Origin of the sequence: Enterobacter cloacae complex sp. P27C (assembly GCF_014895705.1) — a bacterium.
Taxonomy (GTDB): Bacteria; Pseudomonadota; Gammaproteobacteria; order Enterobacterales; family Enterobacteriaceae; genus Enterobacter; species Enterobacter bugandensis.
The window spans coordinates 286881-310827 of sequence record NZ_JADBQB010000006.1; the positions used below are offsets into that span (position 1 = coordinate 286881).

Here is a 23947-nt window from a genome sequence, read left to right on the forward strand (position 1 = left end):
ATGTTACGACTGTTACGCAACGAACCTCGCGCCGCGCTTCTGCTGCTGGCTCTGGTAATGGCAAACCTGCTGGCCTGGGGATGGGCATGGCACACTTTTAGCGGCAGCACGGCGCTGATGGCCGCCAGCCTGCTGGCGTGGTGCTACGGGCTGCGCCATGCGGTGGATGCCGACCACATCGCGGCCATTGATACCGTGACGCGTAAGATGATGCAGCAGGGCAAACGCCCGTGCGGGGTGGGGGCGTGGTTCTCGCTGGGGCACTCCACCATCGTGGTGCTGGCCTCCATTGCCATCGCCGCCACCGCCACGGCGTTTCAGAAAAACATGGAATGGTTCCACGAAACCGGCAGCCTGATTGGCACTGCGGTATCCGCCACCTTCCTGCTGGCGATGGCGCTGGTGAATATGGTGATCCTGCGCGGCGTCTGGCGCAGTTTCCAGGCGCTGAAAAAGGGCCAGACGGTGCAGGGTGACGTCACGCTGCCTGCCCAGGGGGGCGTTATGAACTGGCTGTTCGGTAAAACCTTCCGCCTCGTCAATAAAAGCTGGCAGATGTATCTGGTGGGTTTCCTGTTTGGCCTCGGCTTCGATACGGCCACCGAAATTGGCGTGCTGGGGATCTCCGCCGCCAGCGCCTCCAGCGGGATGTCCGTGTGGTCAATCATGATCTTCCCGGCGCTCTTCGCCAGCGGCATGGCGCTGGTGGATACGCTCGATAACCTGCTGATGGTCGGTGCCTACGGCTGGGCGTTTGATAAACCGCAGCGCAAGCTCTACTACAACATGACCATCACCGGCACCTCCGTGGTGGTGGCGCTGTTTATCGGCGGGCTGGAAGCGCTGGGCCTGCTGATGGATAAATTTGCCCTCAGCGGCGGCATCTGGGATCTGATCGGCGCGGTAAATGACAACCTGGGCAACGCCGGGTTTGTGGTGGTCGGGCTGTTCGTTGCCTGCTGGCTCATCTCCATTGCCAACTATCGCTGGCGCGGCTACGACGCGCTGGTGGTGCGCTCCTGAACTCCCCACCCTGTTTTACCCGGCGGCGCTACGCTTGCGCAGGTCTGCATATAGGCCGGGTAAGCGGAGCGCCACCCGGCGATACGAGGGTTAAGCAGGCAGCGATTTCAGCAGCGCGAAAGCCTCCTTCATCCTGTCTTCGCTGACGACAAAGGCGCGTATCTGACCGTCTGCATCGGTGCCGCGCGCCACCATGCCCTGCGGCGAAAGGGCAATCTGCCAGTCCAGATCCCGACGCTGCGTTTCACCTGCAAGATGCAGCGGCAATTCCGGCGTTTTGACCTTTACCAGCATGGCGGGTAATTTCAGCGGCGCGCTGCCGCCGAGCAGGTTTTTTGCCAGATACATGGCGCTTAACTGAATCGGCTGCAGGAAGGGCAGCACCTGGCCGTTAATTTCCGCGCAGTCGCCCAGGGCATAAATATCCGGCCGCGTGGTTTGCAGGTAGCTATTTACCTTCACGCCGCGGTTTATTTCAGCCCCTGCGCGATGCGCCAGCGCGGTTTCCGGGCGCAGACCCGTCGCTGCAACCACCGCATCCACTTCTACGCTGCGGCTTCGGTCGAGCGTGGCACGGATACCGCCTTCGGTTTTGCTCAGGCTTTGTAGCTGCGATTTCAACATCAGATGCACGCCCATATCGGTCAGACGATGCTGTAAGCGACTGCTTACTTCTGCGGGCATCAGCGCCGACAGAATGCTCGCCGCGTGGTCAACCAGGGTCACGGATTTTCCCGCCCGACAGAAGTCCATCGCCAGCTCGGTGCCGATCAGCCCGCCGCCGACAATCATCACTCTGGCGGCATCGCGTAGCCGGGTTTCGCTGGCCTGATACTCCTGCTGGCTGTTGAGGGTAATCATCAGCTCGCGGCCTTCAACCGGCGGCACAAACGCAGATGCCCCGGTCGCCAGCACCAGCCTGTCGTACTGCCAGGTTTTCGCTTTCGCTTTTACCACGTGGGCGTCAGCATCGATATCGGTGACCCAGGTGTACGGAAACAGACGCAGGTTGAACTGCTCCGCGAACTCCCCCGCCGTCTGGCGGGTGAGGTCATCGGCGCGCTGATTCTGGCTAATGACGTGGCTTAAATCAGGCTTGTTGTACTCGTCCATGCTGTCGGCGGCGATCAGCGTCAACGGCACGTTTGCATCCTGTTTGCGGATATTTTTCACCAGCTGGCGGGCAGCAAAGCCCGAGCCGATGATAACGATGCCGTTGCTCATTTTGCCTCCGTTGCCAGTTCATCAAAGACGTCTTTGCCGAGGGAGCATTCCGGGCAGAGGAAGTTGTCCGGCACCTCGCTCCACGGCGTGCCCGGGGCTACATCCTGCAGCGGTTCACCAAGCTCAGGATCGTAGATCCACTGGCAGACGCTGCACTGCATGCGCGGACCGAGATCGGCGCTGGCTTCCGTCGAACAGGTTTGTGGCTGTTCCGCCGGTTTTGCGGTGACTTCAGGAAGCGGGGCGAGCGCCCACTGACGGGCGATGTCGCGGCCATGCTGGCGGCAGATTTCCAGCGCGTCGATATCCGGACGCCATTTCGCCTTCAGGCTAATGGACATCTCAAAACCCGCATCCTGTAAACGGGTGGAAAGACGGTCTACCGCGCCGCCGCTCCAGCCGTGAGAGCCAAAGGCGCTGGCGCGTTTGTTACGAAAGCGCAGGCCGGTCATCTCTTCCACCAGGCCGGCAATCTTCGGCATCATCACGTTATTCATGGTGGAGGTACCCACCAGCACGCCTTTGGAGCGGAAGACGTTGGTCAATACCTCGTTCTTATCGCTGCGCGCCACGTTGAAGATTTTCACCGCCACGTTCGGGTCAACTTCATTGATCCCCTGGGCAATCGCGTCCGCCATCATGCGGGTGTTGTTGGACATGGTGTCGTAGAAGATAGTGATGCGGTCTTCCTGGTAATCCGCGGCCCACTTCAGGTACAGCTCGACGATCTGGGTGGGGTTTTCACGCCACACCACGCCGTGGGAGGTCGCAATCATGTCCACCGGCAGGTTGAAGCCGAGGATCTCGGTAATTTTAGGCGTCACCAGGCGGCTGAACGGAGTCAGGATATTGGCGTAGTAGCGCTGACACTGTTCGAACAGCTCGGTCTGATCCACTTCGTCATTGAACAGGCGTTCGTCGCAGTAGTGCTGGCCGAAGGCGTCGTTGCTGAACAGCACCGCGTCGCCGGTCATGTAGGTCATCATGCTGTCCGGCCAGTGCAGCATCGGGGTTTCGACGAAGATCAGCTGCTTGCCGTTGCCGATATCCAGCGTGTCGCCGGTTTTTACGGTGTGGAAGTTCCACTCCGGATGATGGTGGTGGCCGTTAATTGAATCAATGGCGTTGGTGGTGCAGTAGATTGGGGTATCCGGAATGTGGGACATCAGCTCGGTCAGCGCCCCGGCGTGGTCCTCTTCCGCATGGTTGATGATGATGTAGTCGATGTCATTCAGGTCGATTTCACCGCGCAGGTTCTGCACGAACTCACGGCTGAATTTGTGATCGACGGTATCGATCAGGACGTTTTTACCTTCGCGGATGAGATAGCTGTTGTAGCTGCTGCCGCGCAGCGTTTTGTATTCCGTCCCGTGGAAATCGCGCACTTCCCAGTCACGTTGACCCACCCAATGAATGTTATTTTTAACCAGAATAGACATAGCAACCTCAACTTAATACAGCGTTTTTAAAGAAGATGGTTTGCTTATATCAAGTTGCATGCCAACTTTTTAAACTATTGATATTCAATGGGTTGTGATTTAATGCCCCGTAATGAGTAGTCATTATGACTATCCTAAAAAGAGTCAATATGACATTATGTATTGTCAAAATGACAGTGAGGCAGACATGAGCTTTTCCGTAGACGTCCTGGCGAAGATCGCCATTGAGCTGCAAACCGGTATCGGCCATCAGGACCGCTTTCAGCGCCTGATCTCCACGCTGCGCCACGTGCTGGATTGCGATGCGTCGGCGCTGCTGCGTTACGAAGGGCGGCAGTTTATTCCGCTGGCTATCGACGGCCTGGCGAAGGACGTACTCGGGCGGCGCTTTACGCTGGAGGGCCACCCGCGTCTGGAAACCATTGCCCGCGCGGGCGACGTGGTGCGTTTCCCGGCAGACAGCGATCTGCCCGATCCGTACGACGGCCTGATTCCGGGGCAGGAGAGCCTGAAGGTGCACGCCTGTATTGGCCTGCCGCTGTTCGCCGGGCAGAATTTGATTGGCGCATTAACCCTCGACGGGATGTCGCCGGATCAGTTCGACACCTTCAGCGACGAAGAGCTACGGCTGATTGCCGCGCTGGCCGCCGGGGCGCTGAACAATGCACTGCTGATAGAGCAGCTGGAGAGCCAGAATATTCTTCCCGGTAGCCCGGCGGCGTTTGAGCAGGTGGCGCATACGGAGATGATCGGCCTTTCGCCCGGCATGGCGCAGCTCAAAAAAGAGATTGAGATTGTTGCCGCGTCCGATCTGAACGTGCTGATCTTCGGAGAGACCGGTACCGGTAAGGAGCTGGTGGCGAAGTCCATCCACGAAGCTTCGCCGCGCGCGGTCAACCCGCTGGTGTACCTCAACTGCGCCGCGCTGCCGGAAAGCGTGGCGGAGAGCGAGCTGTTCGGTCACGTCAAAGGGGCGTTTACCGGGGCCATCAGCAACCGCAGCGGCAAGTTTGAAATGGCCGATAACGGCACGCTGTTTCTTGATGAGATTGGCGAGCTTTCCCTTTCACTTCAGGCCAAGCTGCTGCGCGTATTGCAGTACGGCGACATCCAGCGCGTGGGGGATGACCGCAGCCTGCGGGTGGACGTGCGGGTCCTTGCTGCGACCAACCGGGATCTGCGCGAAGCGGTGCTGGCCGGGCAGTTCCGAGCCGACCTGTTCCATCGGCTGAGCGTGTTCCCGCTGTCCGTGCCGCCGCTGCGTGAGCGCGGAGACGACGTGGTGCTGCTGGCGGGTTATTTCTGCGAACAGTGCCGTCTCAAAATGGGGCTGTCCCGCGTGGTGCTTAGCCCGGGGGCGAGAGCGCATCTGCTCAGCTACGGTTGGCCGGGCAACGTGCGCGAGCTGGAGCATGCGATTCACCGCGCGGTGGTGCTGGCGAGGGCGACGCGCTCGGGGGATGAAGTGGTGATTCATGCGCGCCATTTTGCGCTGCATGAGGAAAATGCTCCGACCGTGAAGCCTGCTGTGCCTGAGAGCGCAATCGAAAACCTGCGCGAAGCGACGGAAGAGTTTCAGCGTCAGATGATTACCCGCGCGCTGGAGCAGAATAACCGCAGCTGGGCGGCGTGCGCGCGGGCGCTGGAGATGGACGTCGCCAACCTGCACCGGCTGGCGAAGCGTCTTGGGCTGAAGGGTTAAATAATCCCGGCCTGGTAGAAGTCCTGCAGGTTGATAGCGCCGCACAGCCTGCCGTGCTCGTCCACCACCGGTGCGGCGGTGATTTTGCGCTTCATCAGCACCTCTTTGGCTTCAATGGCGCGGCTGTCGGCGTTGAGCGTCAGCCCGCCTTTGGTCATGGCGTCAGACACGTTTGTTTCCAGCCTGCCGCCGGCCACCAGCCAGCGGCGCAGGTCGCCGTCGGTGAAGACGCCCTTCACGTTTCCGCCGTCATCGCATACCGCCACCAGCCCCAGACCGGTGCGGCTCAGCTCCAGCATCGCGTCCATCACGCTGGTATCGAGTTTGACCTGCGGAATGGCATCGTCAGTGCGCATCAGATGGTGAACCTTGTTGAGCAGTCGCGCGCCGAGCGCACCTGCCGGATGCGAACGGGCAAAATCTTCCTCATTGAATCCGCGCGCCTGCATTACCGCCATCGCCAGCGCGTCGCCCATCATCAGGGTGTTAACGGTGCTGGAGGTCGGGGCGAGGTGCATCGGGCAGGCTTCACGCTCAACGGAAATATCCAGCGTCGCTTTGGCGGCCAGCGCCAGCGGCGAGCGGGGTTTCCCGGTCATCGCCAGCAGGGCGACCGATTTTTCCTGCAGGCGCGGAATAATCAGATCCAGCTCTTTGGCCGAACCGGAGTAAGAGATAAACAGCATCACGTCGCGGCTTTCGATCATCCCGAGATCGCCGTGCAGCGCCTCTGCCGGATGCACGAAGAACGCCGGGGTACCGGTGCTGGCGAGCGTCGCGGCAATCTTCTTGCCGATATGGCCGGATTTACCGATGCCCGCCACAATCACTTTGCCTTCGCAGTGGATAATGGTATTGGCGGCGCGGACAAAATCCTCGCCCAGACGTTCCGGCAGGCGGCTGGCTTCCTGCAGCTCCAGCATCAGCGTCTGGCGGCCCGTTTCTAACAGAAAATCACTCATCTCTTTCTCCGGTTACGATCACGTCGATCCCTTTCTCTTCCAGCGCTTTTTTGAACGCCGGATCGATACCCGCGTCGGTAATCAGCTTATCAACGCTTTCGAGGCTACAGACAATATTGGGGCTTTTGCGGCCAAACTTCGACGAGTCGGCCATTAAAATCACTTCCCGCGCGGCGTTGCACATGGCTTTGCTGACGCTGAACACCTCGTTAAACGTTGTGACGCCTGCGTTAAGGTCGATGCCGTCCGTGCCCATAAACAGTTTATCGAAGCTGAAGTGGTCGAAAGCGTTCTCCGCCAGCTGGCCGTGAAAGGACGCCGATTTTTTGCGGAAGGTGCCGCCGGGCATCAGGATGGTCTGCTCGCTGTCGAACTCGGACAGCGCGTTGACGATGTGCAGGCTGTTGGTCATCACCGTGATGTTGTTAAAGCGGCTGAGCAGGGGGATCATCTGCAGGACGGTACTGCCTGCGTCGAGGATGATGGAATCGCCGTCCTGGATAAATTTGACGGCGGCTTCGGCAATCAGCGCTTTCTGGTGGGTATTGATCAGCGTTTTGTGATCGATTGGCGGGTCCGCTTCGTCCTTGTTGAGCACCACGCCGCCATAGGTGCGAATAACGGCGCCAGAGTTTTCGAGCAATACCAGGTCCTTGCGTATTGTCGTGCCGGTGGTGTCAAAGTAGTGGGCCAGATCCTCTACCGAGCATTTTCCCTGCTTTTGTAGATGCTCGAGAATGGCCGCCTGCCGCTGACGTGGTTTCATAGGCGCTTCGTTCCTTAGGTTGCGAAATGATAATTTCGCAAGTCTATAACTTTCACAACGAAATTATCCATGTTTCAGATTGAGCGCTAATGATAGTGCATTCTGACAGAGTGGATCATGGGGAAAGATCACATCAGGCTGCAATTCCTGTAACAAGAGGCCGTTGATTGCCTGGATTTTGGCCGGACGGGCAAATACCGTCATGCCACGCATGAGGAGGGAATCGCACACCCGGTCGTGCTCGTCCAGTGCTACGGCGACGACCACGCGCGGTTTAAAGCGTCCGCCGGAACGCCCGACGCCGACGCGGCCCTTCTGACACAGCGCATCAAACGCGCGGTTAAACTGGTGGATCTGCCAGCCGCCAAACGCCATCTGGCACAGCCAGGCGAGGGCGGCGACGGTGATGAGTGCGGTTACCATATCGACTCCTTGTTTTGTTCCCTCTCCCGGTGGGAGAGGGTTAGGGTGAGGGCATCAGGCCGCTCGATCAGAACATCACCTGCCCACCGGTCACGTTAATCGACTGCCCGGTGCAGTACGACGCTTTCGGACTGGCGTAAAACAGCAGCATGTTCAGCACGTCCTGATAGTCACACCCGCGCTTCAGCGGCACTTTATCGATGTAGTACTGCTCCACTTCCTCAGCCTTGATGCCGAGCTTGGTGGCGTACTGCGGCAGCAGGGACTGGAACATCGGCGATTTCAGCAGGTTGCCCAGCATCAGCGAGTGCACGGTAATCCCGTATTCGGCCAGATCCAACGCCAGGGACTGCGTCAGCCCCACGCCGCCAAACTTCGCCGCGCTGTACCCGGAGTTGTGCTTGCTGCCCACTTTCCCGGATTTTGAGTTGATCTGAATGATGCGTCCCTGAATGCCGTCGCGGATCATCAGGCGGGAAAACTCGCGGGCGCAAAGGAAATAGCCCACCAGATTCACCTGCAGCGAACGGTCAAAATCCCCCAGCTCGAAATCGCTGATAAACGCCGCTTTCGCAATTCCCGCGCTGTAGACCAGCAGATCGGTGCGCCCAAAAATCTCGTCCACGCCGCGGGCCAGCGCCATCACGCTCTGCTCGCTGGTGGCGTCGGCACCAAACCCGTATGCCATCCCTTCGCCAAACTCGGTGTTAATGGTGTCCGCCACGCGGGCGGCTTTTTCACTCTGAATGTCCACTACCGCCACGCGGTAGCCCTCTGCGGCAAGCCCACGGCAGAGGAACTCGCCTAAGGTTTGTCCCCCACCAATGACAACGGCAACCTGACTCATGTGACTCTCCTTAATTACGCAACAAATTTTAACGTGCAGCCTGGGGTGACAGACTGCGGAACCGGGCCATCCACGTGAACCGTACCGGGGTATTCCGCCTGCGGCTGGCCGTCGAAGCGCAGGGTGATGTGGCCGAGCTCGCGCAGGTTTTGCTCCGCCACGTCGCCGACGGCGGTGACGGCATAGCGCGCCTCGCCCAGCTCCAGCTGGCTTCCGGCCTTCAGCTCGCCGTTCAGTTCGCCGTGGCAGTGGATAAAGCAAAACTCTTCGATATCCGCCGGAGCGCCTTCGCGGAAGGTGATCAGCATCTGGTCGCTCAGCGCGTCTGCTGCGCTCTGGCCGATGCGGGTAATGGTGGTCTGGTAAATGACGTTCATTGCAGGAACCTCTTATTGATAGATAAAGCCGGAGACAAACCAGGCAATCAGCACCGTCGGCGCGCCCGTCAGGAAGCGGCTCACCAGCACGGACGGCACGCCCACGCGCACGGTGTCCTGGCGCGCTTCGGCCAGCGACAGCCCCACGGGGATGAAGTCGCACGCCGCCTGGGCGTTAATGGCAAACAGGGCGGGCAGGGCGAGGTGCGGGGGAATGTTGCCCAGACCAATCTGCACCCCTATCAGTACGCCGATGACCTGGGCAATCACCGCGCCCGGACCGAGGAACGGCGACAGCAGCGGGAAGGAGCAGATCAGCGCCAGCGTCACCAGCCCGAGCGGGTGGCTGGCGAGCGGGGCGAGGCCGTGGGCAATCCAGTCGCCCAGGCCGGACGCCATGATGATGCCGATCAGCGCCGAGACGAACGCCATAAACGGCAGAATCGTTTTCAGCACCGTGTCGATAGTGTCGCGCCCGGACTGGAACAGCACCGCCACGGCGGAGCCCATCCCCATCCCGACCTTCGCCAGCAGGCCGTCGCTCTGCTCGGTGATCTTCTTGCTGGTGTCGTACTCGCGCGGGGCTGCTTTTTGCGGCGCGGCAGTGCCATTCATCAGAGTGATGTTGTCCTCCTTCACGCCCGAGACATAAATGTCCTCAAGGATGTACTGCGCCAGCGGACCGGATTTCCCGGTGGAGTGAATATTCACCGTCGGAATGCGGCGCTTCGGATAGATGCCGCAGCGCAGCGTGCCGCCGCAGTCAATCACCGCCACGCCGATGTCCGCTTCCGGCGGCTCGCCCTCTTTAAAGCCGTCAACCGCTTCCCATCCGGTCAGCTCGCGCAGCTTGTCAACAATCGCCGGGCGCGTGCCCGCGGTGATGTAGACGATCTTTTTGCCTTCGGTGGCGTCGAACTCCAGCGGGCCGCCCCAGCCGCCCGTGCCTTTCTCAATGCGGATCCGGTTCATGCTGTCGCTCCTGAAAGATGGACCTTCTGTTCAAGCTGGATGCCCATTTTTTTCTCGAAAATAGCGGTGGTGAGGTCAGTCACCCAGCCGCGGAAGAAGTTGGTCACCAGGCCCACCAGCAGGTAGCTCACCGCCAGCGGGCCGAGCGGCAGGCCAAGCGTGGTCAGGCCGCTGGCGATCCCGAGGTAGACAAACAGCTCTCCGGGGTTGATGTGCGGGAACAGGCCGTTCATCGAGTGGCAGCTGTAGGAGGCGGCGGCGTAGTAGCTCGGCTTGTACTTTTCCGGCATAAAGCGGCCGAGGCTTAAGGTCATCGGGTTACAGAAAACAAAGGTGCCGATGAATGGCAATATCAGGTAGCGGGACAGCGGGTTACCGGCGCAGCGCTGGGCAAAGCGTTCGATGCGCTGCTGGCCGATAAAGTTGATCAGCGCGTTCATGATCACCAGCAGACTGATCAGCAGGGGCAGGATCCCGGTCACCATGCCGGTGAACACTTCTCCGCCTTTCTGAAACAGCCCGATGAACCACTCGGCGCCGTGGGTGATGGTCTCTATCATTCTTCTCTCCTGTGGGGCTTTTTTGTTTTTGTATAACTGCGGCTAATAATAATCACTTTGAAAGGTTTTAAAGTGTTAGTTAGATCTCACAATGAAAGAAAAATGTATTATTTTGAAAGTTAATTGATGAGGTGAATGATTTTCGGTGGAAAAAAGCGCGGATTTGCGTTGTGGAGGCGCGTACCGCTTCCTTGAGGTGTTGCGGATGCTTTACCATACTGGGTTCTTATCGAACCCGTTAAATGGATGTCTCATGTTCAAGCGTCGTTATGCAGCGCTGTTGCCTGCGCTTATCCTGCTGTCTGCCTGTAGCAGCAAACCTAAGACCGAAGCCGTTCAGCAAACGGCGGGCGCGCCTTCCGGGGGATTCCTGCTGGAGCCGCAGCACAATATGATGCAGATGGGAGGCGACTTCGCGAATAACCCGGCGGCCGAGCAGTTCATTGATAAAATGGTGAGCAAACACGGTTTCGACCGCCAGCAGCTGCATGAAATTTTGTCTCAGGCGAAGCGTCTGGACTACGTTCTGCGCCTGATGGACAGGCAGGCACCATCCGCCCAGGTGCCGAGCGGGCCGAACGGCGCGTGGCTGCGCTACCGCAAACAGTTTATTACCCCGGACAACGTGCAAAACGGCGTGGCGTTCTGGAACCAGTATGAAGATGCGCTCAACCGCGCGTGGCAGGTTTACGGCGTGCCGCCGGAAATCATCGTCGGGATTATCGGCGTAGAGACTCGCTGGGGGCGCGTGATGGGCAAAACCCGCATCCTCGACGCACTGGCGACGCTCTCCTTTAACTACCCGCGCCGCGCGGAGTATTTCTCTTCCGAGCTGGAAACCTTCCTGCTGATGGCGCGCAACGAGCAGGACGATCCGCTCGATCTGAAAGGGTCATTTGCCGGCGCGATGGGCTACGGCCAGTTTATGCCGTCCTCCTATAAGCAGTATGCCGTCGACTTTAACGGGGATGGTCACATTAACCTGTGGGATCCGGTGGATGCCATCGGCAGCGTGGCGAACTACTTCAAAGCGCACGGCTGGACGCCGGGCGGCCAGGTTGCCGTGCAGGCGAACGGCGAAGCGTTTGGTCTGGAAAACGGCTTTAAAACCAAATACAGCGTTGCACAGCTGACGGCGGCAGGCTTAACGCCAACCCAGCCGCTGGGCAATGTTGACCAGGTGAGCCTGCTGCGTCTGGACGTGGGAACTGGCTACCAGTACTGGTACGGCATGCCGAACTTCTACACCATCACCCGCTACAACCATAGCACCCACTATGCGATGGCGGTGTGGCAACTGGGGCTGGCGGTATCGCAGGCCCGCGTCCCGGCGGCGTCGCCGTTTAGTCAGTAACTCGCCTTATTCCGCCCTCTCCCTGTGGGAGAGGGCGCCCGCGCGCACCTCTTTCCCGCAGAAACATTTCGCCACACTCCCATTTCATTCCCGCCGTTTACATCTTCATTGTCTTTCATTATTGTTATGTTATAACATTATTTTTGAGTTGAAATATCCATGTCCCTGTTTTCTCTCTCATCCCCGGTTCGGCTGCTGCTGGCGATGGTGCTCATTCTTTTTCTCGGGCTGGCCGTGCGCTGGGCGGTGGCGCTGCCATGATCGTGATGAACGCACTGGTTGCGGGCTACGACCGCCAGCCCGTCACGCGTCCGCTTTCGGGCTTGATTGAACGCGGCAGCATGACCGCGATTATCGGCGCCAACGGCTGCGGCAAATCCACGCTGCTGAAAACCCTCGCCGGATTTATTCCGCCCGTCAGCGGCAGATTTCACTGGCAGGGTAGACGACCGGTAATCGGATGGCTGGCGCAGCGTCACGCGCTGGAAGCGCAATTTCCGCTGACCGTCCAGGACGTGGTGAGCATGGGCTGCTGGCCCGGAATTTCGCTTTTCGCCGGTTTTCGTCGCGAAGCGCGTCTGCGCATTAGTGGTGCACTTGAGCGCGTGGGGCTGGAGTCGATGGCGCTCTCCACCATTGATGAACTCTCCGGCGGCCAGTTTCAGCGCATGCTTTTTGCCCGCGTGTTAGTACAGCAGGCGCCGCTGGTGATGCTCGACGAGCCCTTCACCGGCGTTGATGAAGCGACCTGCAACGTGCTGATGGACCTGATGCTGGAGATGTATATGCAGGGGCAAACGCTGCTCGCGGTACTGCACGACAGCGAGCGCGTGGCGCGCCACTTCCCGCAGACGCTGCGGCTGGATACTGACGCCCCCAGTGGAAAACCGAACGGGTGAGGGTGGCATGATCTGGCACACATTCTTCCAGCCGTTTATCGAATTCGGCTTTATGCGCCGCGCGTTGGTGGTTTGCCTGGCGCTCTCCGTCAGCACCACCGCGCTCGGCGTGTTTCTTCAGCTGCGCCGGATGAGCCTGATGGGCGATGCGCTTTCTCACGCCATTTTGCCCGGCGTCGCCGTGGGGTATTTGCTCAGCGGGATGTCGCTGTTGGCTATGACCGTTGGCGGGTTTATCGCCGGGATTGCCGTTGCGCTGGTGGCCGGGCTGGTCAGCCGCCGCACGCCGCTGAAAGAGGATGCCAGCTTTGCCGGTTTTTACCTGGGGTCACTGGCGCTGGGCGTCACGCTGGTATCTCTACGCGGCTCGAATGTCGATCTGCTGCATCTGCTGTTTGGCTCAATCCTCGCGGTGGACAACGACGCCGCGCTGTTTGTGACCGGCGTGTGCATCTTCACCCTTATCATGCTGGCCCTTTTTTACCGCGGGCTGGTGACGGAGGCGTTTGACACCGCCTGGCTGCAGGTGAATGCCCGCTGGCTACCAGGCTTATTGCACGGTCTGTTTCTGGCGCTGCTGGTCCTGAACCTGGTGGCCGGTTTTCAGGTGCTCGGCACGCTGATGGCCGTCGGGCTGATGATGCTCCCGGCGGTGGCGGCGCGCTGTTGGGTCCGCACCTTACCCGGATTACTCCTGATGGCTGGTATCAGCGGTATTTTCTGCGCGTGGTTGGGGCTAAGCCTCTCCTGGGCGGCAAGTTTACCCGCGGGGCCATCTATTGTGCTGACCGCCAGCGCGCTGTTTTTTATTTCCGTTTTATTTGGCACGCGCAGCAGGCTGGCTGGCAGCCTGCGGGCGCTTTTTTAACGCAAGGGGAAACGATGAAAAGTACAGGATTAATCATGGCGCTAGCGCTGGGGATGATGTCGCATAGCGTGATGGCGAAAACGCTGAATGTGGTCACCAGCTTTTCGATACTGGGGGATATCGCGCAGGAGGTGGGGGGCGATCGTGTAAATGTGACGACGCTGGTGGGGCCGGACGGCGATCCCCATACCTTCGAACCGTCGCCTAAGGACAGCGCGGCGCTGAGCAAGGCTGACGTGGTCGTGGTCAACGGTTTAGGGCTGGAAGGCTGGCTCGACCGCCTGGTGAAAGCCTCCGGGTTCAAAGGCCAGCTGGTCGTTGCCTCAAACGGGGTGAAAACCCACACGCTTGAGGAAGATGGAAAGACCGTGACCGATCCGCACGCCTGGAACAGCGCGGCGAACGGTGCGCTGTATGCGCAAAATATTCTGAACGGGCTGGTGAAAGCCGATCCGGAAGACAAAGCGGCGCTGGAGGCTTCAGGAAAACCATACATTGCGCAACTGACGCAACTGGACAGCTGGGCCAAAACGCGCTTTAGCCAGATCCCGCAGGAAAAGCGCAAAGTGCTGACCAGCCATGACGCGTTTGGTTATTTTGGCCGCGCTTACGGCGTAACCTTCATGGCACCTCAAGGACTCTCTTCAGAGAGCGAGGCCAGCGCGTCGCAGGTGGCGGAGATTATCAAGCAGATTAAAGCCGACGGCGTGAAAACGTGGTTTATGGAAAACCAGCTCGACCCGCGTCTGGTGAAGCAGATTGCGTCGGCGACGGGCGCACAGCCGGGCGGCGAACTTTACCCGGAAGCCTTGTCGGCAAAAGGTGGAGCAGCAGACACCTACGTTAAGGCGTTTCGCCATAATGTCGATACGCTTGCGAACAGCATGAAATAATATTTCTACAGCCGGTGCGCCCGCACCGGCTTTTTTCTGAAGCCCCCTCGTAAAACCTGAAGCGCATCCCCATATCTGACGAGAAAGTGCTATCTTGTGCTGCACGTTTTTCTCAAGCCTGGAGCAAGAATGACTGACCATGAATTGATGCAGCTAAGCGAGATCGTTGGCCTTGCCCTGAAGCAGCGTGGCGCGACTATTACCACCGCGGAATCCTGTACCGGCGGCTGGGTGGCGAAAGCGATTACCGATATCGCCGGCAGTTCCGCCTGGTTTGAACGTGGCTTTGTGACCTACAGTAACGAAGCTAAGGCGCAGATGATTGGCGTGCGCGAAGCCACGCTGGAACAGCATGGCGCGGTCAGCGAACCGGTTGTCATTGAAATGGCCATTGGCGCGCTGAAAGAGGCGCGGGCAGATTACGCCATTTCCATCAGCGGCATCGCTGGGCCGGACGGCGGCAGCGACGTGAAGCCTGTCGGCACCGTCTGGTTCGGGTTTGCCACGTCCAAAGGGGAAGGGATCACCCGCCGGGAGTGCTTCAGCGGCGATCGCGAAAGCGTGCGTCGTCAGGCTACCGTTTATGCGTTAAAAACGCTCTGGCAACAATTTCTACAAAATACTTGATACTGTATGACTATACAGTATAATTGCACCAACAGAACAGAAGTCCATGGTGAAGCGCAGTTGCTTCTCCCGGCATGACAGGAGTAATAATGGCTATCGACGAAAACAAACAGAAAGCGTTGGCGGCAGCACTGGGCCAGATCGAAAAGCAATTCGGTAAAGGCTCCATCATGCGCCTGGGTGAAGACCGTTCCATGGATGTGGAAACTATCTCCACCGGTTCGCTTTCTCTGGATATCGCACTGGGCGCGGGCGGTTTGCCGATGGGGCGTATCGTAGAAATCTACGGTCCGGAATCCTCAGGTAAAACGACGCTGACCCTGCAGGTTGTTGCAGCGGCGCAGCGCGAAGGTAAAACCTGTGCGTTTATCGATGCCGAGCACGCGCTGGACCCGGTCTATGCCCGTAAGCTGGGCGTTGATATCGACAACCTGCTGTGTTCCCAGCCGGACACCGGCGAGCAGGCGCTGGAAATTTGTGACGCGCTGGCACGCTCCGGTGCGGTTGACGTGATCATCGTCGACTCCGTTGCGGCGCTGACGCCAAAAGCGGAAATCGAAGGTGAAATCGGTGACTCTCACATGGGCCTCGCGGCACGTATGATGAGCCAGGCGATGCGTAAGCTGGCCGGTAACCTGAAGCAGTCCAATACGTTGCTGATCTTCATCAACCAGATCCGTATGAAAATTGGTGTGATGTTCGGTAACCCGGAAACCACCACCGGTGGTAACGCCCTGAAATTCTACGCCTCTGTCCGTCTGGATATCCGCCGTATCGGCGCGGTGAAAGAGGGCGAGAACGTGGTGGGTAGCGAAACCCGCGTGAAGGTTGTGAAGAACAAAATCGCAGCACCGTTCAAACAGGCTGAATTCCAGATCCTCTACGGCGAAGGTATCAACTTCCTCGGCGAGCTGGTTGACCTGGGCGTGAAAGAGAAGCTGATTGAAAAAGCGGGCGCCTGGTACAGCTACAACGGTGACAAGATTGGTCAGGGTAAAGCGAATGCTATCTCCTGGCTGAAAGAGAACCCGGCTGCGGCGAAAGAGATTGAGAAGAAGGTGCGTGAGCTTCTTCTGAACAACCAGGACTCCAAACCTGATTTCGTGGTGGATGCCGCGGATGCTGAAGAAACCAACGAAGACTTTTAAGTCTCTCGTGTAAAAATGAAGGGCTGCTGACGCGGCCCTTTTTGCATTTCTGATTCTGCAGGTTTTTTATGAGTGAACCGACATCACGCCGACCCGCCTACGCGCGCTTGCTGGATCGTGCGGTACGCATTCTCGCCGTGCGCGACCACAGTGAACAGGAGCTGCGGCGGAAGCTGTCAGCGCCCGTCATGAGCAAAAACGGGCCGGAGGAGATTGATGCCACTGCGGAAGACTACGACCGCGTGGTGGCCTGGTGCTATGAGCATCATTACCTGGACGATGACCGGTTTGCCTCGCGTTTTCTCGCCAGCCGTGGTCGCAAAGGGTATGGGCCCGCGCGCATCCGCCAGGAGCTGAACCAGAAAGGGGTAGCCAGGGAGTCCATCGAAAAAGCGATGCGCGAAAGCGACATCGACTGGTGCGAACTGGCAAAAGAGCAGGCGATTCGTAAGTACGGCGAACCGTTGCCGCGTGAATTTTCAGAAAAAGTCAAAATCCAGCGCTTTTTGCTCTACCGCGGCTTTCTGATGGAAGATATTCAGGATATCTGGCGTAATTTTGCCGATTGAACGCATGCGGGATTTTACTTCCCACTAAAGAAAACTTATCTTATTCCCACTTTTTCCAGTAGCTGGTCCGTCCAACGGTTTACCGATAAAGGCTGGCTACGACATTTCGTTAGCTTGATTTCAGGATAATTATGAGCAAGAGCACCGCTGAGATCCGTCAGGCGTTTCTCGATTTTTTCCATAGTAAGGGACACCAGGTTGTTGCCAGCAGCTCCCTGGTACCGAACAACGATCCGACTCTGCTGTTTACCAACGCCGGGATGAACCAGTTCAAGGATGTGTTCCTTGGTCTCGACAAGCGTAATTATTCCCGCGCCACAACCTCACAGCGTTGCGTGCGTGCGGGCGGTAAACACAACGACCTGGAAAACGTCGGTTACACCGCGCGCCACCACACCTTCTTCGAAATGCTGGGTAACTTCAGCTTCGGCGACTACTTCAAACATGATGCCATTCAATACGCATGGGAGCTGCTGACCGGTGAAAACTGGTTCAACCTGCCGAAAGAGCGTCTGTGGGTGACCGTCTACGAAACCGATGACGAAGCGTTCGAAATCTGGGAAAAAGAAGTGGGTATCCCGCGCGAGCGTATTATTCGCATCGGTGATAACAAAGGCGCGCCATATGCGTCTGATAACTTCTGGCAGATGGGCGACACCGGTCCTTGCGGTCCGTGCACCGAGATCTTCTACGATCACGGCGACCATATCTGGGGCGGCCCTCCAGGCAGCCCGGAAGAAGACGGCGATCGCTATATTGAGATCTGGAACATCGTCTTCATGCAGTTCAACCGCCAGGCTGACGGCACCATGGAGCCGCTGCCGAAGCCATCCGTTGATACCGGTATGGGCCTGGAGCGTATCGCCGCGGTTCTGCAGCATGTTAACTCCAACTACGAGATTGACCTGTTCAGCACTCTGATCAAAGCCGTTGCGAACGTTACCGGCGCGACCGATCTGAACAACAAATCGCTGCGCGTTATCGCAGACCATATTCGTTCCTGTGCGTTCCTGATTGCCGACGGCGTTATTCCGTCGAATGAAAACCGTGGCTACGTGCTGCGTCGCATCATTCGCCGTGCGATCCGTCACGGCAACATGCTGGGCGCGAAGGACACCTTCTTCTATAAACTCGTTGGGCCACTGATTGGCGTGATGGGGTCAGCCGGCGACGAGCTGAAACGCCAGCAGGCGCAGGTTGAGCAGGTTCTGAAAACCGAAGAAGAGCAGTTCGCTCGTACGCTGGAGCGCGGTCTGGCGCTGCTGGACGAAGAACTGGCGAAGCTTAAGGGCGACACGCTGGATGGCGAAACCGCTTTCCGCCTGTACGACACCTACGGCTTCCCGGTTGACCTGACGGCGGACGTTTGCCGCGAGCGCAACATCAAAGTTGATGAAGCAGGCTTTGAAGCCGCGATGGAAGAGCAGCGTCGTCGTGCGCGTGAGTCCAGCGGTTTCGGTGCAGACTACAACGCGATGATCCGCGTTGATAGCGCGTCTGAATTCAAAGGTTATGAAGCGCTGGAACTGACCGGCAAAGTGACCGCCCTGTTTGTTGACGGTAAAGCCGTAGACAGCATCAGCGCGGGTCAGGAAGCCGTCGTCATTCTGGACAAAACGCCGTTCTATGCGGAATCCGGCGGTCAGGTTGGCGATAAAGGCGAACTGAAAGGCAACGGTTTTAGCTTCAGCGTCAGCGACACCCAGAAATACGGTCAGGCGATCGGTCACCAGGGCAAACTGGTATCCGGTTCTCTGAAAGTGGGCGAGGGCGTACAGGCTAACGTTGATGAAGCACGCCGTGCGCGCATTCGTCTGAACCACTCTGCAACCCACCTGATGCACGCAGCCCTGCGCGACGTGCTGGGTACCCACGTTGCACAGAAAGGTTCTCTGGTAAACGATAAAGTGCTGCGCTTCGACTTCTCGCATTTTGAAGCGATGAAGCCGTCTGAAATTCGCGCGGTGGAAGACCTGGTGAACGCGCAGATCCGTCGTAACCTGCCAATTGAGACCCACATCATGGATCTTGAGGACGCGAAGAAAAAAGGTGCGATGGCGCTGTTTGGCGAGAAATATGACGAGCGCGTTCGCGTGCTGAGCATGGGCGACTTCTCTACCGAACTGTGCGGCGGTACTCACGCCTCGCGCACCGGTGACATCGGCCTGTTCCGCATTGTTTCCGAATCCGGTACGGCTGCAGGTGTGCGTCGTATTGAAGCGGTGACCGGTGAAGGCGCAATCGCCAGTCTGCATGCGCAGAGCGATCAGCTGCACGACATCGCGCAGCTGCTGAAAGGCGATAGCCAGAATCTGGGCGAGAAAGTGCGCGTTGCGCTGGATCGCACGCGTCAGCTGGAAAAAGAACTCCAGCAGCTGAAAGAACAGGCTGCGGCGCAGGAGAGTGCAAACCTCTCCAGTAAAGCGGTAGACATTAAGGGCGTCAAACTGCTGGTCAGCGATCTGGCGGGCGTTGAGCCTAAGATGCTGCGTACTATGGTCGACGATCTCAAGAACCAGCTTGGTTCTACCGTTATCGTGCTGGCGACGGTGGCAGAAGGTAAGGTTTCTCTGATTGCGGGCGTCTCTAAGGATGTGACCGACCGCGTTAAAGCAGGGGAACTGATTGGTATGGTCGCTCAGCAGGTGGGCGGCAAGGGTGGCGGTCGTCCGGACATGGCGCAAGCCGGTGGTACGGATGCGGCGGCACTTCCTGCGGCATTAGCCAGCGTTGAAAGCTGGGTAAGCGCGAGACTGTAATAACTACAAAGCACAAGCAGACGCCATAGCGGCAACGTTATGGCGTCTTGTTCACTGTGCTATCGATAACGATAAAGTCAGGTTGAGTTTGTGTATATCGGCTAAACTTACGTTTAACAGAATGTGATGCCGTGACTGCTTACACTTTACGTGTTTGTCATCGCTTACTTTTTGGCGTTATATGATGGATAATGCCGGGATACAAGAGACCCGACTCTTTTAATCTTTCAAGGAGCAAAGAATGCTGATTCTGACTCGTCGAGTTGGTGAGACCCTCATGATTGGGGATGAGGTCACCGTGACAGTTTTAGGGGTAAAGGGTAACCAGGTACGTATTGGTGTTAACGCTCCTAAAGAAGTATCTGTCCACCGTGAAGAGATCTACCAGCGTATCCAGGCTGAAAAATCCCAGCAGTCCAGTTACTGATATTGTCGCGTCTCGCTGTCGGGCGAGACGCAACCCTCCCGCTATTTTTCCTGCTCAAAGTTACCGTTTAATTTCAATCGCTCTCTTTTTAACCACTCCGTTACCCTTAACTCGTCTCAATACCGCCATTTCGGCAGATGTTTTCTGTGGCATTGCCTGCAAAATCCGCTTATAAAACACCCTCTTTGCGGCTTTTACATGCGAATTGCGTGTGATTTGTGCAAACGATAAAAGCTTTTGGAAAATTGTTTGACTTATAAGTCCCAGAAAGTAATATATGCGCCACGCAGCGACGAGAAGCTCTTAACGAGTCACTCGAAGCACTCGAAAGAGGCGTTGTGTGGTGAGGTGGCCGAGAGGCTGAAGGCGCTCCCCTGCTAAGGGAGTATGCGGTCAAAAGCTGCATCCGGGGTTCGAATCCCCGCCTCACCGCCATTTTGCATCCGTAGCTCAGCTGGATAGAGTACTCGGCTACGAACCGAGCGGTCGGAGGTTCGAATCCTCCCGGATGCACCATCTATTACTTCATATTGCTTTCGAAGTGATATGAATATCGAGCAGTACAGTAGTAAATCCCGATGCATCCGTAGCTCAGCTGGATAGAGTACTCGGCTACGAACCGAGCGGTCGGAGGTTCGAATCCTCCCGGATGCACCATCTTCTCTTCTTTTGTCTATTCCTTCGACGTTCCGTCAGCAATCACACTCTCTGTCAGCGACAAAAACCCCCTTTTACGATAAAGTAATGCTTTGTTAATCGTTTAGCGAGAGCACGATGTACGCACAGTATGACGGTTTGATCTTCGACATGGATGGCACCATCCTGGATACTGAACCCACGCATCGTCAAGCCTGGACCGAGGTCCTTGGCCGCTACGGCATGCGTTTCGACCTTCAGGCGATGATTGCCCTCAACGGATCCCCAACCTGGCGTATTGCGCAGGCCGTGATTGAACTGAATCAGGCCGATCTCGACCCACACCTTCTCGCGCGTGAAAAAACCGATGCGGTAAAAGCCATGCTTTTAGATACCGTACGCCCTCTGCCACTGATTGATGTGGTAAAAGAGTGGCACGGGCGTCGCCCGATGTCTGTCGGGACGGGCAGCGAGAGCGCGATAGCAGAAGCGTTGCTCAACCATCTTGGCCTGCGCCACTATTTTTCTGCCGTGGTGGCCGCCGATCATGTTAAAAATCACAAGCCCGCGCCGGACACCTTCCTGCTTTGCGCAGAATTAATGGGCGTACCGGCGGCAAAATGCGTCGTGTTTGAAGATGCCGACTTCGGTATTCAGGCCGCGCGTGATGCCGGAATGGCGGCGGTGGATGTGCGCTTACTGTGAGTGACGCGCTGTCACTTGCCTCATTATTCGCCAGCAGTTTTCTAAGCGCCACGCTGTTACCGGGAAATTCGGAAGTGGTACTGGTGGCGATGCTGTTGTCCGGCGTGAGTCAGCCCTGGCTGCTTGTATTAATAGCAACAATGGGTAATAGCCTTGGAGGGCTGACTAACGTTATTCTTGGGCGTTTCTTTCCGCTGCGCGAAAAATCGCGCTGGCAGGAAAAGGCAGTCGGCTGGCTAAAACGCTATGGCGCTGCCACGCTGTTATTAAGCTGGATGCCTGTAATAGGCGATTTACTGTGTCTGCTGGCGGGATGGATGCGCATCTCCTGGGGACCGGTGCTCTTTTTTTTGTGCCTTGGCAAGGCGTTGCGCTATGTTCTCGTGGCGTGGGCAACACTACAGGGTATGACGTGGTGGCACTAATTGGTGGAATGAATACGCGACCTTCAATCGTCAACCATTACAATTATGCTGAGTAACATTACTTTGACAGGCGGGAGGTCAATTTGATCCCGGACGTATCTCAGGCGCTGGCCTGGCTGGAAAACCACCCTCAGGCTCTGAAGGGTATTCAGCGTGGTCTTGAGCGTGAAACGCTGCGCGTTAACGCGGACGGTAGCTTAGCGACGACGGGTCACCCGAAGGCGTTAGGCTCGGCGCTGACACATAAATGGATCACAACCGATTTCGCTGAAGCGCTGCTGGAGTTCATTACGCCGGTGGACGGCGATATTGATCATATGCTGACGATCCTGCGCGACATCCATCGCTACACCGCGCGCAATCTCGGCGATGAGCGTATGTGGCCGCTCAGCATGCCGTGCTATATTGAGCAGGGCCAGGAGATTGAGCTGGCGCAGTACGGCACGTCAAACATTGGTCGGTTGAAAACGCTCTATCGCGAAGGTCTTAAAAATCGCTACGGCGCGCTGATGCAGACGATCTCTGGCGTGCACTACAATTTCTCTTTGCCGATGGCGTTCTGGCAGGCGAAGGGGGGAGAAACGGATAAAGAAGCGATCTCCGCCGGTTATTTCCGTCTGATCCGCAACTATTACCGTTTTGGCTGGGTGATTCCGTATCTGTTTGGCGCGTCGCCTGCCATTTGTTCATCGTTCCTGCAGGGGAAACCGACCACGCTGCCGTTCGAAAAAACCGAGTGCGGAATGTACTATCTCCCGTACGCGACTTCTCTGCGCATGAGCGATCTGGGCTATACCAATAAATCGCAAAGCAATCTCGGTATTACGTTTAACGAATTGCACGAATATGTGGCAGGATTGAAGCGGGCGATTAAAACTCCGTCGGAAGAGTACGCGAAAATCGGCCTCGAAAAAGACGGAAAGCGCCTGCAAATCAACAGCAACGTATTGCAGATTGAAAACGAACTGTATGCGCCAATTCGTCCGAAGCGCGTGACGCGCAGCGGTGAAACGCCGTCGGATGCGCTGCAGCGCGGCGGCATTGAATACATTGAAGTGCGCTCGCTGGATATCAACCCGTTCTCACCGATTGGCGTTGACGAGCAGCAGGTTCGCTTCCTGGATCTGTTTATGGTCTGGTGCGCGCTGGCGGATGCGCCGGAAATGAGTTCAGACGAACTGCTTTGTACGCGCACGAACTGGAACCGCGTGATTCTGGAAGGCCGTAAACCGGGTCTGACGCTGGGTATTGGCTGCGAAACAGCGCAGTTCCCGCTGGCTAAGGTAGGTAAGGATCTGTTCCGTGACCTGAAGCGTGTTGCCCGCACCCTGGACAGCATCGACGGCGGCGACGCGTATCAACAGATTTGCGACCAGCTGGTGGAATGCTTTGATAACCCGGAACTGACGTTCTCTGCGCGCATTTTGCGCACCATGATCGAGCAGGGGATTGGCGGCACGGGGCGTTCACTCTCAGCGGAGTACCGTGAGATGCTGATGCAGGAGCCGTTAGAGATCCTGAGCGAAGCGGATTTTGTCGCGGAGCGCGACGCGTCACTGGTGCGTCAGAAAGAGGTTGAAGCGGCGGATACGGAGTCGTTTGAGGCGTTTCTGGCGAAGCAGGCTTAAGCAGAAAAGAAAAAGGCCACATCGCTGTGGCCAAAATATACATCTCTGAATTCAGGGATGATGATAACAAATGCGCGTCTTTCATATACTCAGACGTGCATTCTGTAGAAGAGTTCAGTTTATTTTAAAAAAAATCACTATCGGAGGTGACGTATGCCGTTATTAGATAGCTTTACTGTCGACCATACCCGTATGGAAGCACCTGCAGTCCGCGTGGCGAAGACCATGCACACCCCGCACGGCGACACGATCACCGTCTTCGATCTGCGCTTCTGCGTGCCGAATAAAGAAGTGATGCCGGAGAAAGGCATTCACACCCTGGAACACCTGTTCGCCGGTTTCATGCGTGACCACCTGAACGGCAACGGCGTTGAGATCATCGACATCTCTCCGATGGGCTGCCGTACCGGCTTCTACATGAGCCTGATTGGTCAGCCTGAAGAGAAACGCGTCGCCGATGCGTGGAAAGCGGCGATGGAAGACGTGCTGAAAGTGAAAGAGCAGAACCAGATCCCTGAGCTGAACGTTTACCAGTGCGGCACTTACCAGATGCACTCTCTGGAAGAAGCCCAGGAAATTGCCCGTCACATCATCGAGCGTGACGTTCGCGTAAACAGCAATGAAGAGCTGGCCCTGCCAAAAGAAAAACTGCAGGAGCTGCACATCTAGTATTGTGCCTGTGGATGCCCGGTGGCGCTTCGCTGGCCGGGCCTA

Annotated in this window: 23 protein-coding genes, 3 tRNA genes and 1 pseudogene; 18 read left to right on the forward strand and 9 right to left on the reverse strand. The window is 57.4% G+C overall.

Annotated features, from left to right (window positions below; genetic code table 11):
* Positions 1 to 1023, forward strand: coding sequence for a HoxN/HupN/NixA family nickel/cobalt transporter (locus tag IM291_RS14620; RefSeq protein ID WP_192971691.1), 1023 nt, complete (start codon positions 1 to 3; stop codon positions 1021 to 1023).
* 90 nt (positions 1024 to 1113) lie between these two features.
* On the opposite strand, the gene norW is transcribed toward IM291_RS14620, so the two are convergent.
* Together norW and norV are read right to left on the reverse strand one after the other, a co-directional pair.
* The gene (gene norW / locus IM291_RS14625) at positions 1114 to 2247 is read right to left on the reverse strand and encodes an NADH:flavorubredoxin reductase NorW (RefSeq protein ID WP_192987159.1); all 1134 of its coding nucleotides are present in this window, start codon (positions 2245 to 2247) and stop codon (positions 1114 to 1116) included.
* Positions 2244 to 3686, reverse strand: a complete 1443-nt coding sequence (norV, locus tag IM291_RS14630) for an anaerobic nitric oxide reductase flavorubredoxin (protein WP_192987160.1) — start codon at positions 3684 to 3686, stop codon at positions 2244 to 2246. The genes norW and norV overlap by 4 nt, the downstream gene beginning before the upstream one ends.
* A gap of 187 nt (positions 3687 to 3873) precedes the next feature.
* On the opposite strand from norV, the gene norR reads away from it, so the two are divergent.
* The gene (gene norR / locus IM291_RS14635; RefSeq protein ID WP_048960108.1) at positions 3874 to 5388 is read left to right on the forward strand and encodes a nitric oxide reductase transcriptional regulator NorR; all 1515 of its coding nucleotides are present in this window, start codon (positions 3874 to 3876) and stop codon (positions 5386 to 5388) included.
* Here the strand turns inward: norR and gutQ are convergent.
* From gutQ to srlA, 7 genes are all read right to left on the reverse strand, one after another.
* Complete coding sequence (gene gutQ, locus IM291_RS14640) at positions 5385 to 6350, reverse strand: arabinose-5-phosphate isomerase GutQ (RefSeq protein WP_192971694.1); 966 nt, start codon at positions 6348 to 6350, stop codon at positions 5385 to 5387. The genes norR and gutQ overlap by 4 nt on opposite strands.
* The gene (locus tag IM291_RS14645; RefSeq protein WP_010434430.1) at positions 6343 to 7116 is read right to left on the reverse strand and encodes a DNA-binding transcriptional repressor; all 774 of its coding nucleotides are present in this window, start codon (positions 7114 to 7116) and stop codon (positions 6343 to 6345) included. The genes gutQ and IM291_RS14645 overlap by 8 nt, the downstream gene beginning before the upstream one ends.
* A gap of 63 nt (positions 7117 to 7179) precedes the next feature.
* Entirely contained in the window at positions 7180 to 7539 is a 360-nt protein-coding gene (gene gutM, locus IM291_RS14650; RefSeq protein WP_028014197.1) for a transcriptional regulator GutM, read from the reverse strand.
* Between the two features lie 67 nt (positions 7540 to 7606).
* The gene (gene srlD / locus IM291_RS14655) at positions 7607 to 8386 is read right to left on the reverse strand and encodes a sorbitol-6-phosphate dehydrogenase (RefSeq protein WP_023294411.1); all 780 of its coding nucleotides are present in this window, start codon (positions 8384 to 8386) and stop codon (positions 7607 to 7609) included.
* Positions 8387 to 8400: 14 nt separating this feature from the next.
* Positions 8401 to 8763 (reverse strand): PTS glucitol/sorbitol transporter subunit IIA, encoded by a 363-nt coding sequence (gene srlB, locus IM291_RS14660; RefSeq protein ID WP_041908503.1) that lies wholly within the window; start codon positions 8761 to 8763, stop codon positions 8401 to 8403.
* Positions 8764 to 8775: 12 nt separating this feature from the next.
* The gene (locus tag IM291_RS14665; RefSeq protein ID WP_192971695.1) at positions 8776 to 9735 is read right to left on the reverse strand and encodes a PTS glucitol/sorbitol transporter subunit IIB; all 960 of its coding nucleotides are present in this window, start codon (positions 9733 to 9735) and stop codon (positions 8776 to 8778) included.
* Positions 9732 to 10295, reverse strand: coding sequence for a PTS glucitol/sorbitol transporter subunit IIC (srlA, locus tag IM291_RS14670; protein ID WP_003862164.1), 564 nt, complete (start codon positions 10293 to 10295; stop codon positions 9732 to 9734). The genes IM291_RS14665 and srlA overlap by 4 nt, the downstream gene beginning before the upstream one ends.
* 253 nt (positions 10296 to 10548) lie before the next feature.
* Here srlA and mltB point away from each other — a divergent pair, with 253 nt between their 5' ends.
* The 16 genes and pseudogenes from mltB to luxS all read left to right on the forward strand — a co-directional run bounded on the left by mltB (position 10549) and on the right by luxS (position 23902).
* Entirely contained in the window at positions 10549 to 11649 is a 1101-nt protein-coding gene (gene mltB, locus IM291_RS14675; protein ID WP_168733281.1) for a lytic murein transglycosylase B, read from the forward strand.
* Positions 11650 to 11906: 257 nt separating this feature from the next.
* Positions 11907 to 12559, forward strand: a pseudogene (locus IM291_RS14680) (metal ABC transporter ATP-binding protein).
* Positions 12556 to 13416, forward strand: coding sequence for a metal ABC transporter permease (locus IM291_RS14685; RefSeq protein WP_045629919.1), 861 nt, complete (start codon positions 12556 to 12558; stop codon positions 13414 to 13416). Before IM291_RS14680 ends, IM291_RS14685 begins: the two are co-directional and overlap by 4 nt.
* Before the next feature lie 14 nt (positions 13417 to 13430).
* The gene (locus tag IM291_RS14690; RefSeq protein ID WP_028014191.1) at positions 13431 to 14309 is read left to right on the forward strand and encodes a metal ABC transporter substrate-binding protein; all 879 of its coding nucleotides are present in this window, start codon (positions 13431 to 13433) and stop codon (positions 14307 to 14309) included.
* Positions 14310 to 14438: 129 nt separating this feature from the next.
* Positions 14439 to 14936: a nicotinamide-nucleotide amidase gene (gene pncC, locus IM291_RS14695; RefSeq protein WP_028014190.1), complete on the forward strand. Its 498-nt coding sequence runs from the start codon at positions 14439 to 14441 to the stop codon at positions 14934 to 14936.
* Positions 14937 to 15025: 89 nt separating this feature from the next.
* A complete protein-coding gene (gene recA, locus IM291_RS14700; RefSeq protein ID WP_028014189.1) occupies positions 15026 to 16084 on the forward strand; it encodes a recombinase RecA in 1059 nt (352 codons plus the stop codon).
* 68 nt (positions 16085 to 16152) lie between these two features.
* A complete protein-coding gene (gene recX / locus IM291_RS14705; protein WP_061097291.1) occupies positions 16153 to 16653 on the forward strand; it encodes a recombination regulator RecX in 501 nt (166 codons plus the stop codon).
* Between the two features lie 131 nt (positions 16654 to 16784).
* On the forward strand, positions 16785 to 19412 hold the full coding sequence (alaS, locus tag IM291_RS14710; RefSeq protein WP_192987162.1) for an alanine--tRNA ligase: 2628 nt from the start codon (positions 16785 to 16787) through the stop codon (positions 19410 to 19412).
* A gap of 241 nt (positions 19413 to 19653) precedes the next feature.
* Positions 19654 to 19839, forward strand: a complete 186-nt coding sequence (csrA, locus tag IM291_RS14715) for a carbon storage regulator CsrA (protein ID WP_000906486.1) — start codon at positions 19654 to 19656, stop codon at positions 19837 to 19839.
* Positions 19840 to 20181: 342 nt separating this feature from the next.
* A tRNA-Ser gene (locus tag IM291_RS14720) sits at positions 20182 to 20274 on the forward strand.
* Between the two features lie 4 nt (positions 20275 to 20278).
* Positions 20279 to 20355, forward strand: a tRNA-Arg gene (locus IM291_RS14725).
* Between the two features lie 64 nt (positions 20356 to 20419).
* A tRNA-Arg gene (locus IM291_RS14730) sits at positions 20420 to 20496 on the forward strand.
* 117 nt (positions 20497 to 20613) lie between these two features.
* Positions 20614 to 21180 (forward strand): fructose-1-phosphate/6-phosphogluconate phosphatase, encoded by a 567-nt coding sequence (yqaB, locus tag IM291_RS14735; protein ID WP_028014186.1) that lies wholly within the window; start codon positions 20614 to 20616, stop codon positions 21178 to 21180.
* Positions 21177 to 21605 carry a YqaA family protein gene (locus IM291_RS14740; RefSeq protein WP_008499541.1) on the forward strand — a complete coding sequence of 143 codons (429 nt, stop codon included), beginning with the start codon at positions 21177 to 21179 and terminating at the stop codon, positions 21603 to 21605. Before yqaB ends, IM291_RS14740 begins: the two co-directional genes overlap by 4 nt.
* Positions 21606 to 21688: 83 nt before the next feature.
* A complete protein-coding gene (gene gshA, locus IM291_RS14745; RefSeq protein WP_041908520.1) occupies positions 21689 to 23233 on the forward strand; it encodes a glutamate--cysteine ligase in 1545 nt (514 codons plus the stop codon).
* A 153-nt stretch (positions 23234 to 23386) separates the two neighbouring features.
* Positions 23387 to 23902, forward strand: coding sequence for an S-ribosylhomocysteine lyase (luxS, locus tag IM291_RS14750; protein WP_008499539.1), 516 nt, complete (start codon positions 23387 to 23389; stop codon positions 23900 to 23902).
* The last annotated feature ends 45 nt before the right edge of the window (positions 23903 to 23947 follow it).

What these genes read in the sequence shown, in the direction of transcription:
- luxS (WP_008499539.1), top strand. Translation starts at nt 23,387, where the DNA reads ATGCCGTTATTAGATAGCTTTACTGTCGACCATACCCGTATGGAAGCA.
- gutM (WP_028014197.1), bottom strand. Translation starts at nt 7,539, where the DNA reads ATGGTAACCGCACTCATCACCGTCGCCGCCCTCGCCTGGCTGTGCCAG.
- srlD (WP_023294411.1), bottom strand. Translation starts at nt 8,386, where the DNA reads ATGAGTCAGGTTGCCGTTGTCATTGGTGGGGGACAAACCTTAGGCGAG.
- alaS (WP_192987162.1), top strand. Translation starts at nt 16,785, where the DNA reads ATGAGCAAGAGCACCGCTGAGATCCGTCAGGCGTTTCTCGATTTTTTC.
- srlB (WP_041908503.1), bottom strand. Translation starts at nt 8,763, where the DNA reads ATGAACGTCATTTACCAGACCACCATTACCCGCATCGGCCAGAGCGCA.
- IM291_RS14620 (WP_192971691.1), top strand. Translation starts at nt 1, where the DNA reads ATGTTACGACTGTTACGCAACGAACCTCGCGCCGCGCTTCTGCTGCTG.
- norW (WP_192987159.1), bottom strand. Translation starts at nt 2,247, where the DNA reads ATGAGCAACGGCATCGTTATCATCGGCTCGGGCTTTGCTGCCCGCCAG.
- yqaB (WP_028014186.1), top strand. Translation starts at nt 20,614, where the DNA reads ATGTACGCACAGTATGACGGTTTGATCTTCGACATGGATGGCACCATC.
- IM291_RS14690 (WP_028014191.1), top strand. Translation starts at nt 13,431, where the DNA reads ATGAAAAGTACAGGATTAATCATGGCGCTAGCGCTGGGGATGATGTCG.
- pncC (WP_028014190.1), top strand. Translation starts at nt 14,439, where the DNA reads ATGACTGACCATGAATTGATGCAGCTAAGCGAGATCGTTGGCCTTGCC.
- IM291_RS14665 (WP_192971695.1), bottom strand. Translation starts at nt 9,735, where the DNA reads ATGAACCGGATCCGCATTGAGAAAGGCACGGGCGGCTGGGGCGGCCCG.
- csrA (WP_000906486.1), top strand. Translation starts at nt 19,654, where the DNA reads ATGCTGATTCTGACTCGTCGAGTTGGTGAGACCCTCATGATTGGGGAT.
- srlA (WP_003862164.1), bottom strand. Translation starts at nt 10,295, where the DNA reads ATGATAGAGACCATCACCCACGGCGCCGAGTGGTTCATCGGGCTGTTT.
- IM291_RS14685 (WP_045629919.1), top strand. Translation starts at nt 12,556, where the DNA reads ATGATCTGGCACACATTCTTCCAGCCGTTTATCGAATTCGGCTTTATG.
- recX (WP_061097291.1), top strand. Translation starts at nt 16,153, where the DNA reads ATGAGTGAACCGACATCACGCCGACCCGCCTACGCGCGCTTGCTGGAT.
- IM291_RS14645 (WP_010434430.1), bottom strand. Translation starts at nt 7,116, where the DNA reads ATGAAACCACGTCAGCGGCAGGCGGCCATTCTCGAGCATCTACAAAAG.
- recA (WP_028014189.1), top strand. Translation starts at nt 15,026, where the DNA reads ATGGCTATCGACGAAAACAAACAGAAAGCGTTGGCGGCAGCACTGGGC.
- norR (WP_048960108.1), top strand. Translation starts at nt 3,874, where the DNA reads ATGAGCTTTTCCGTAGACGTCCTGGCGAAGATCGCCATTGAGCTGCAA.
- gutQ (WP_192971694.1), bottom strand. Translation starts at nt 6,350, where the DNA reads ATGAGTGATTTTCTGTTAGAAACGGGCCGCCAGACGCTGATGCTGGAG.
- norV (WP_192987160.1), bottom strand. Translation starts at nt 3,686, where the DNA reads ATGTCTATTCTGGTTAAAAATAACATTCATTGGGTGGGTCAACGTGAC.
- mltB (WP_168733281.1), top strand. Translation starts at nt 10,549, where the DNA reads ATGTTCAAGCGTCGTTATGCAGCGCTGTTGCCTGCGCTTATCCTGCTG.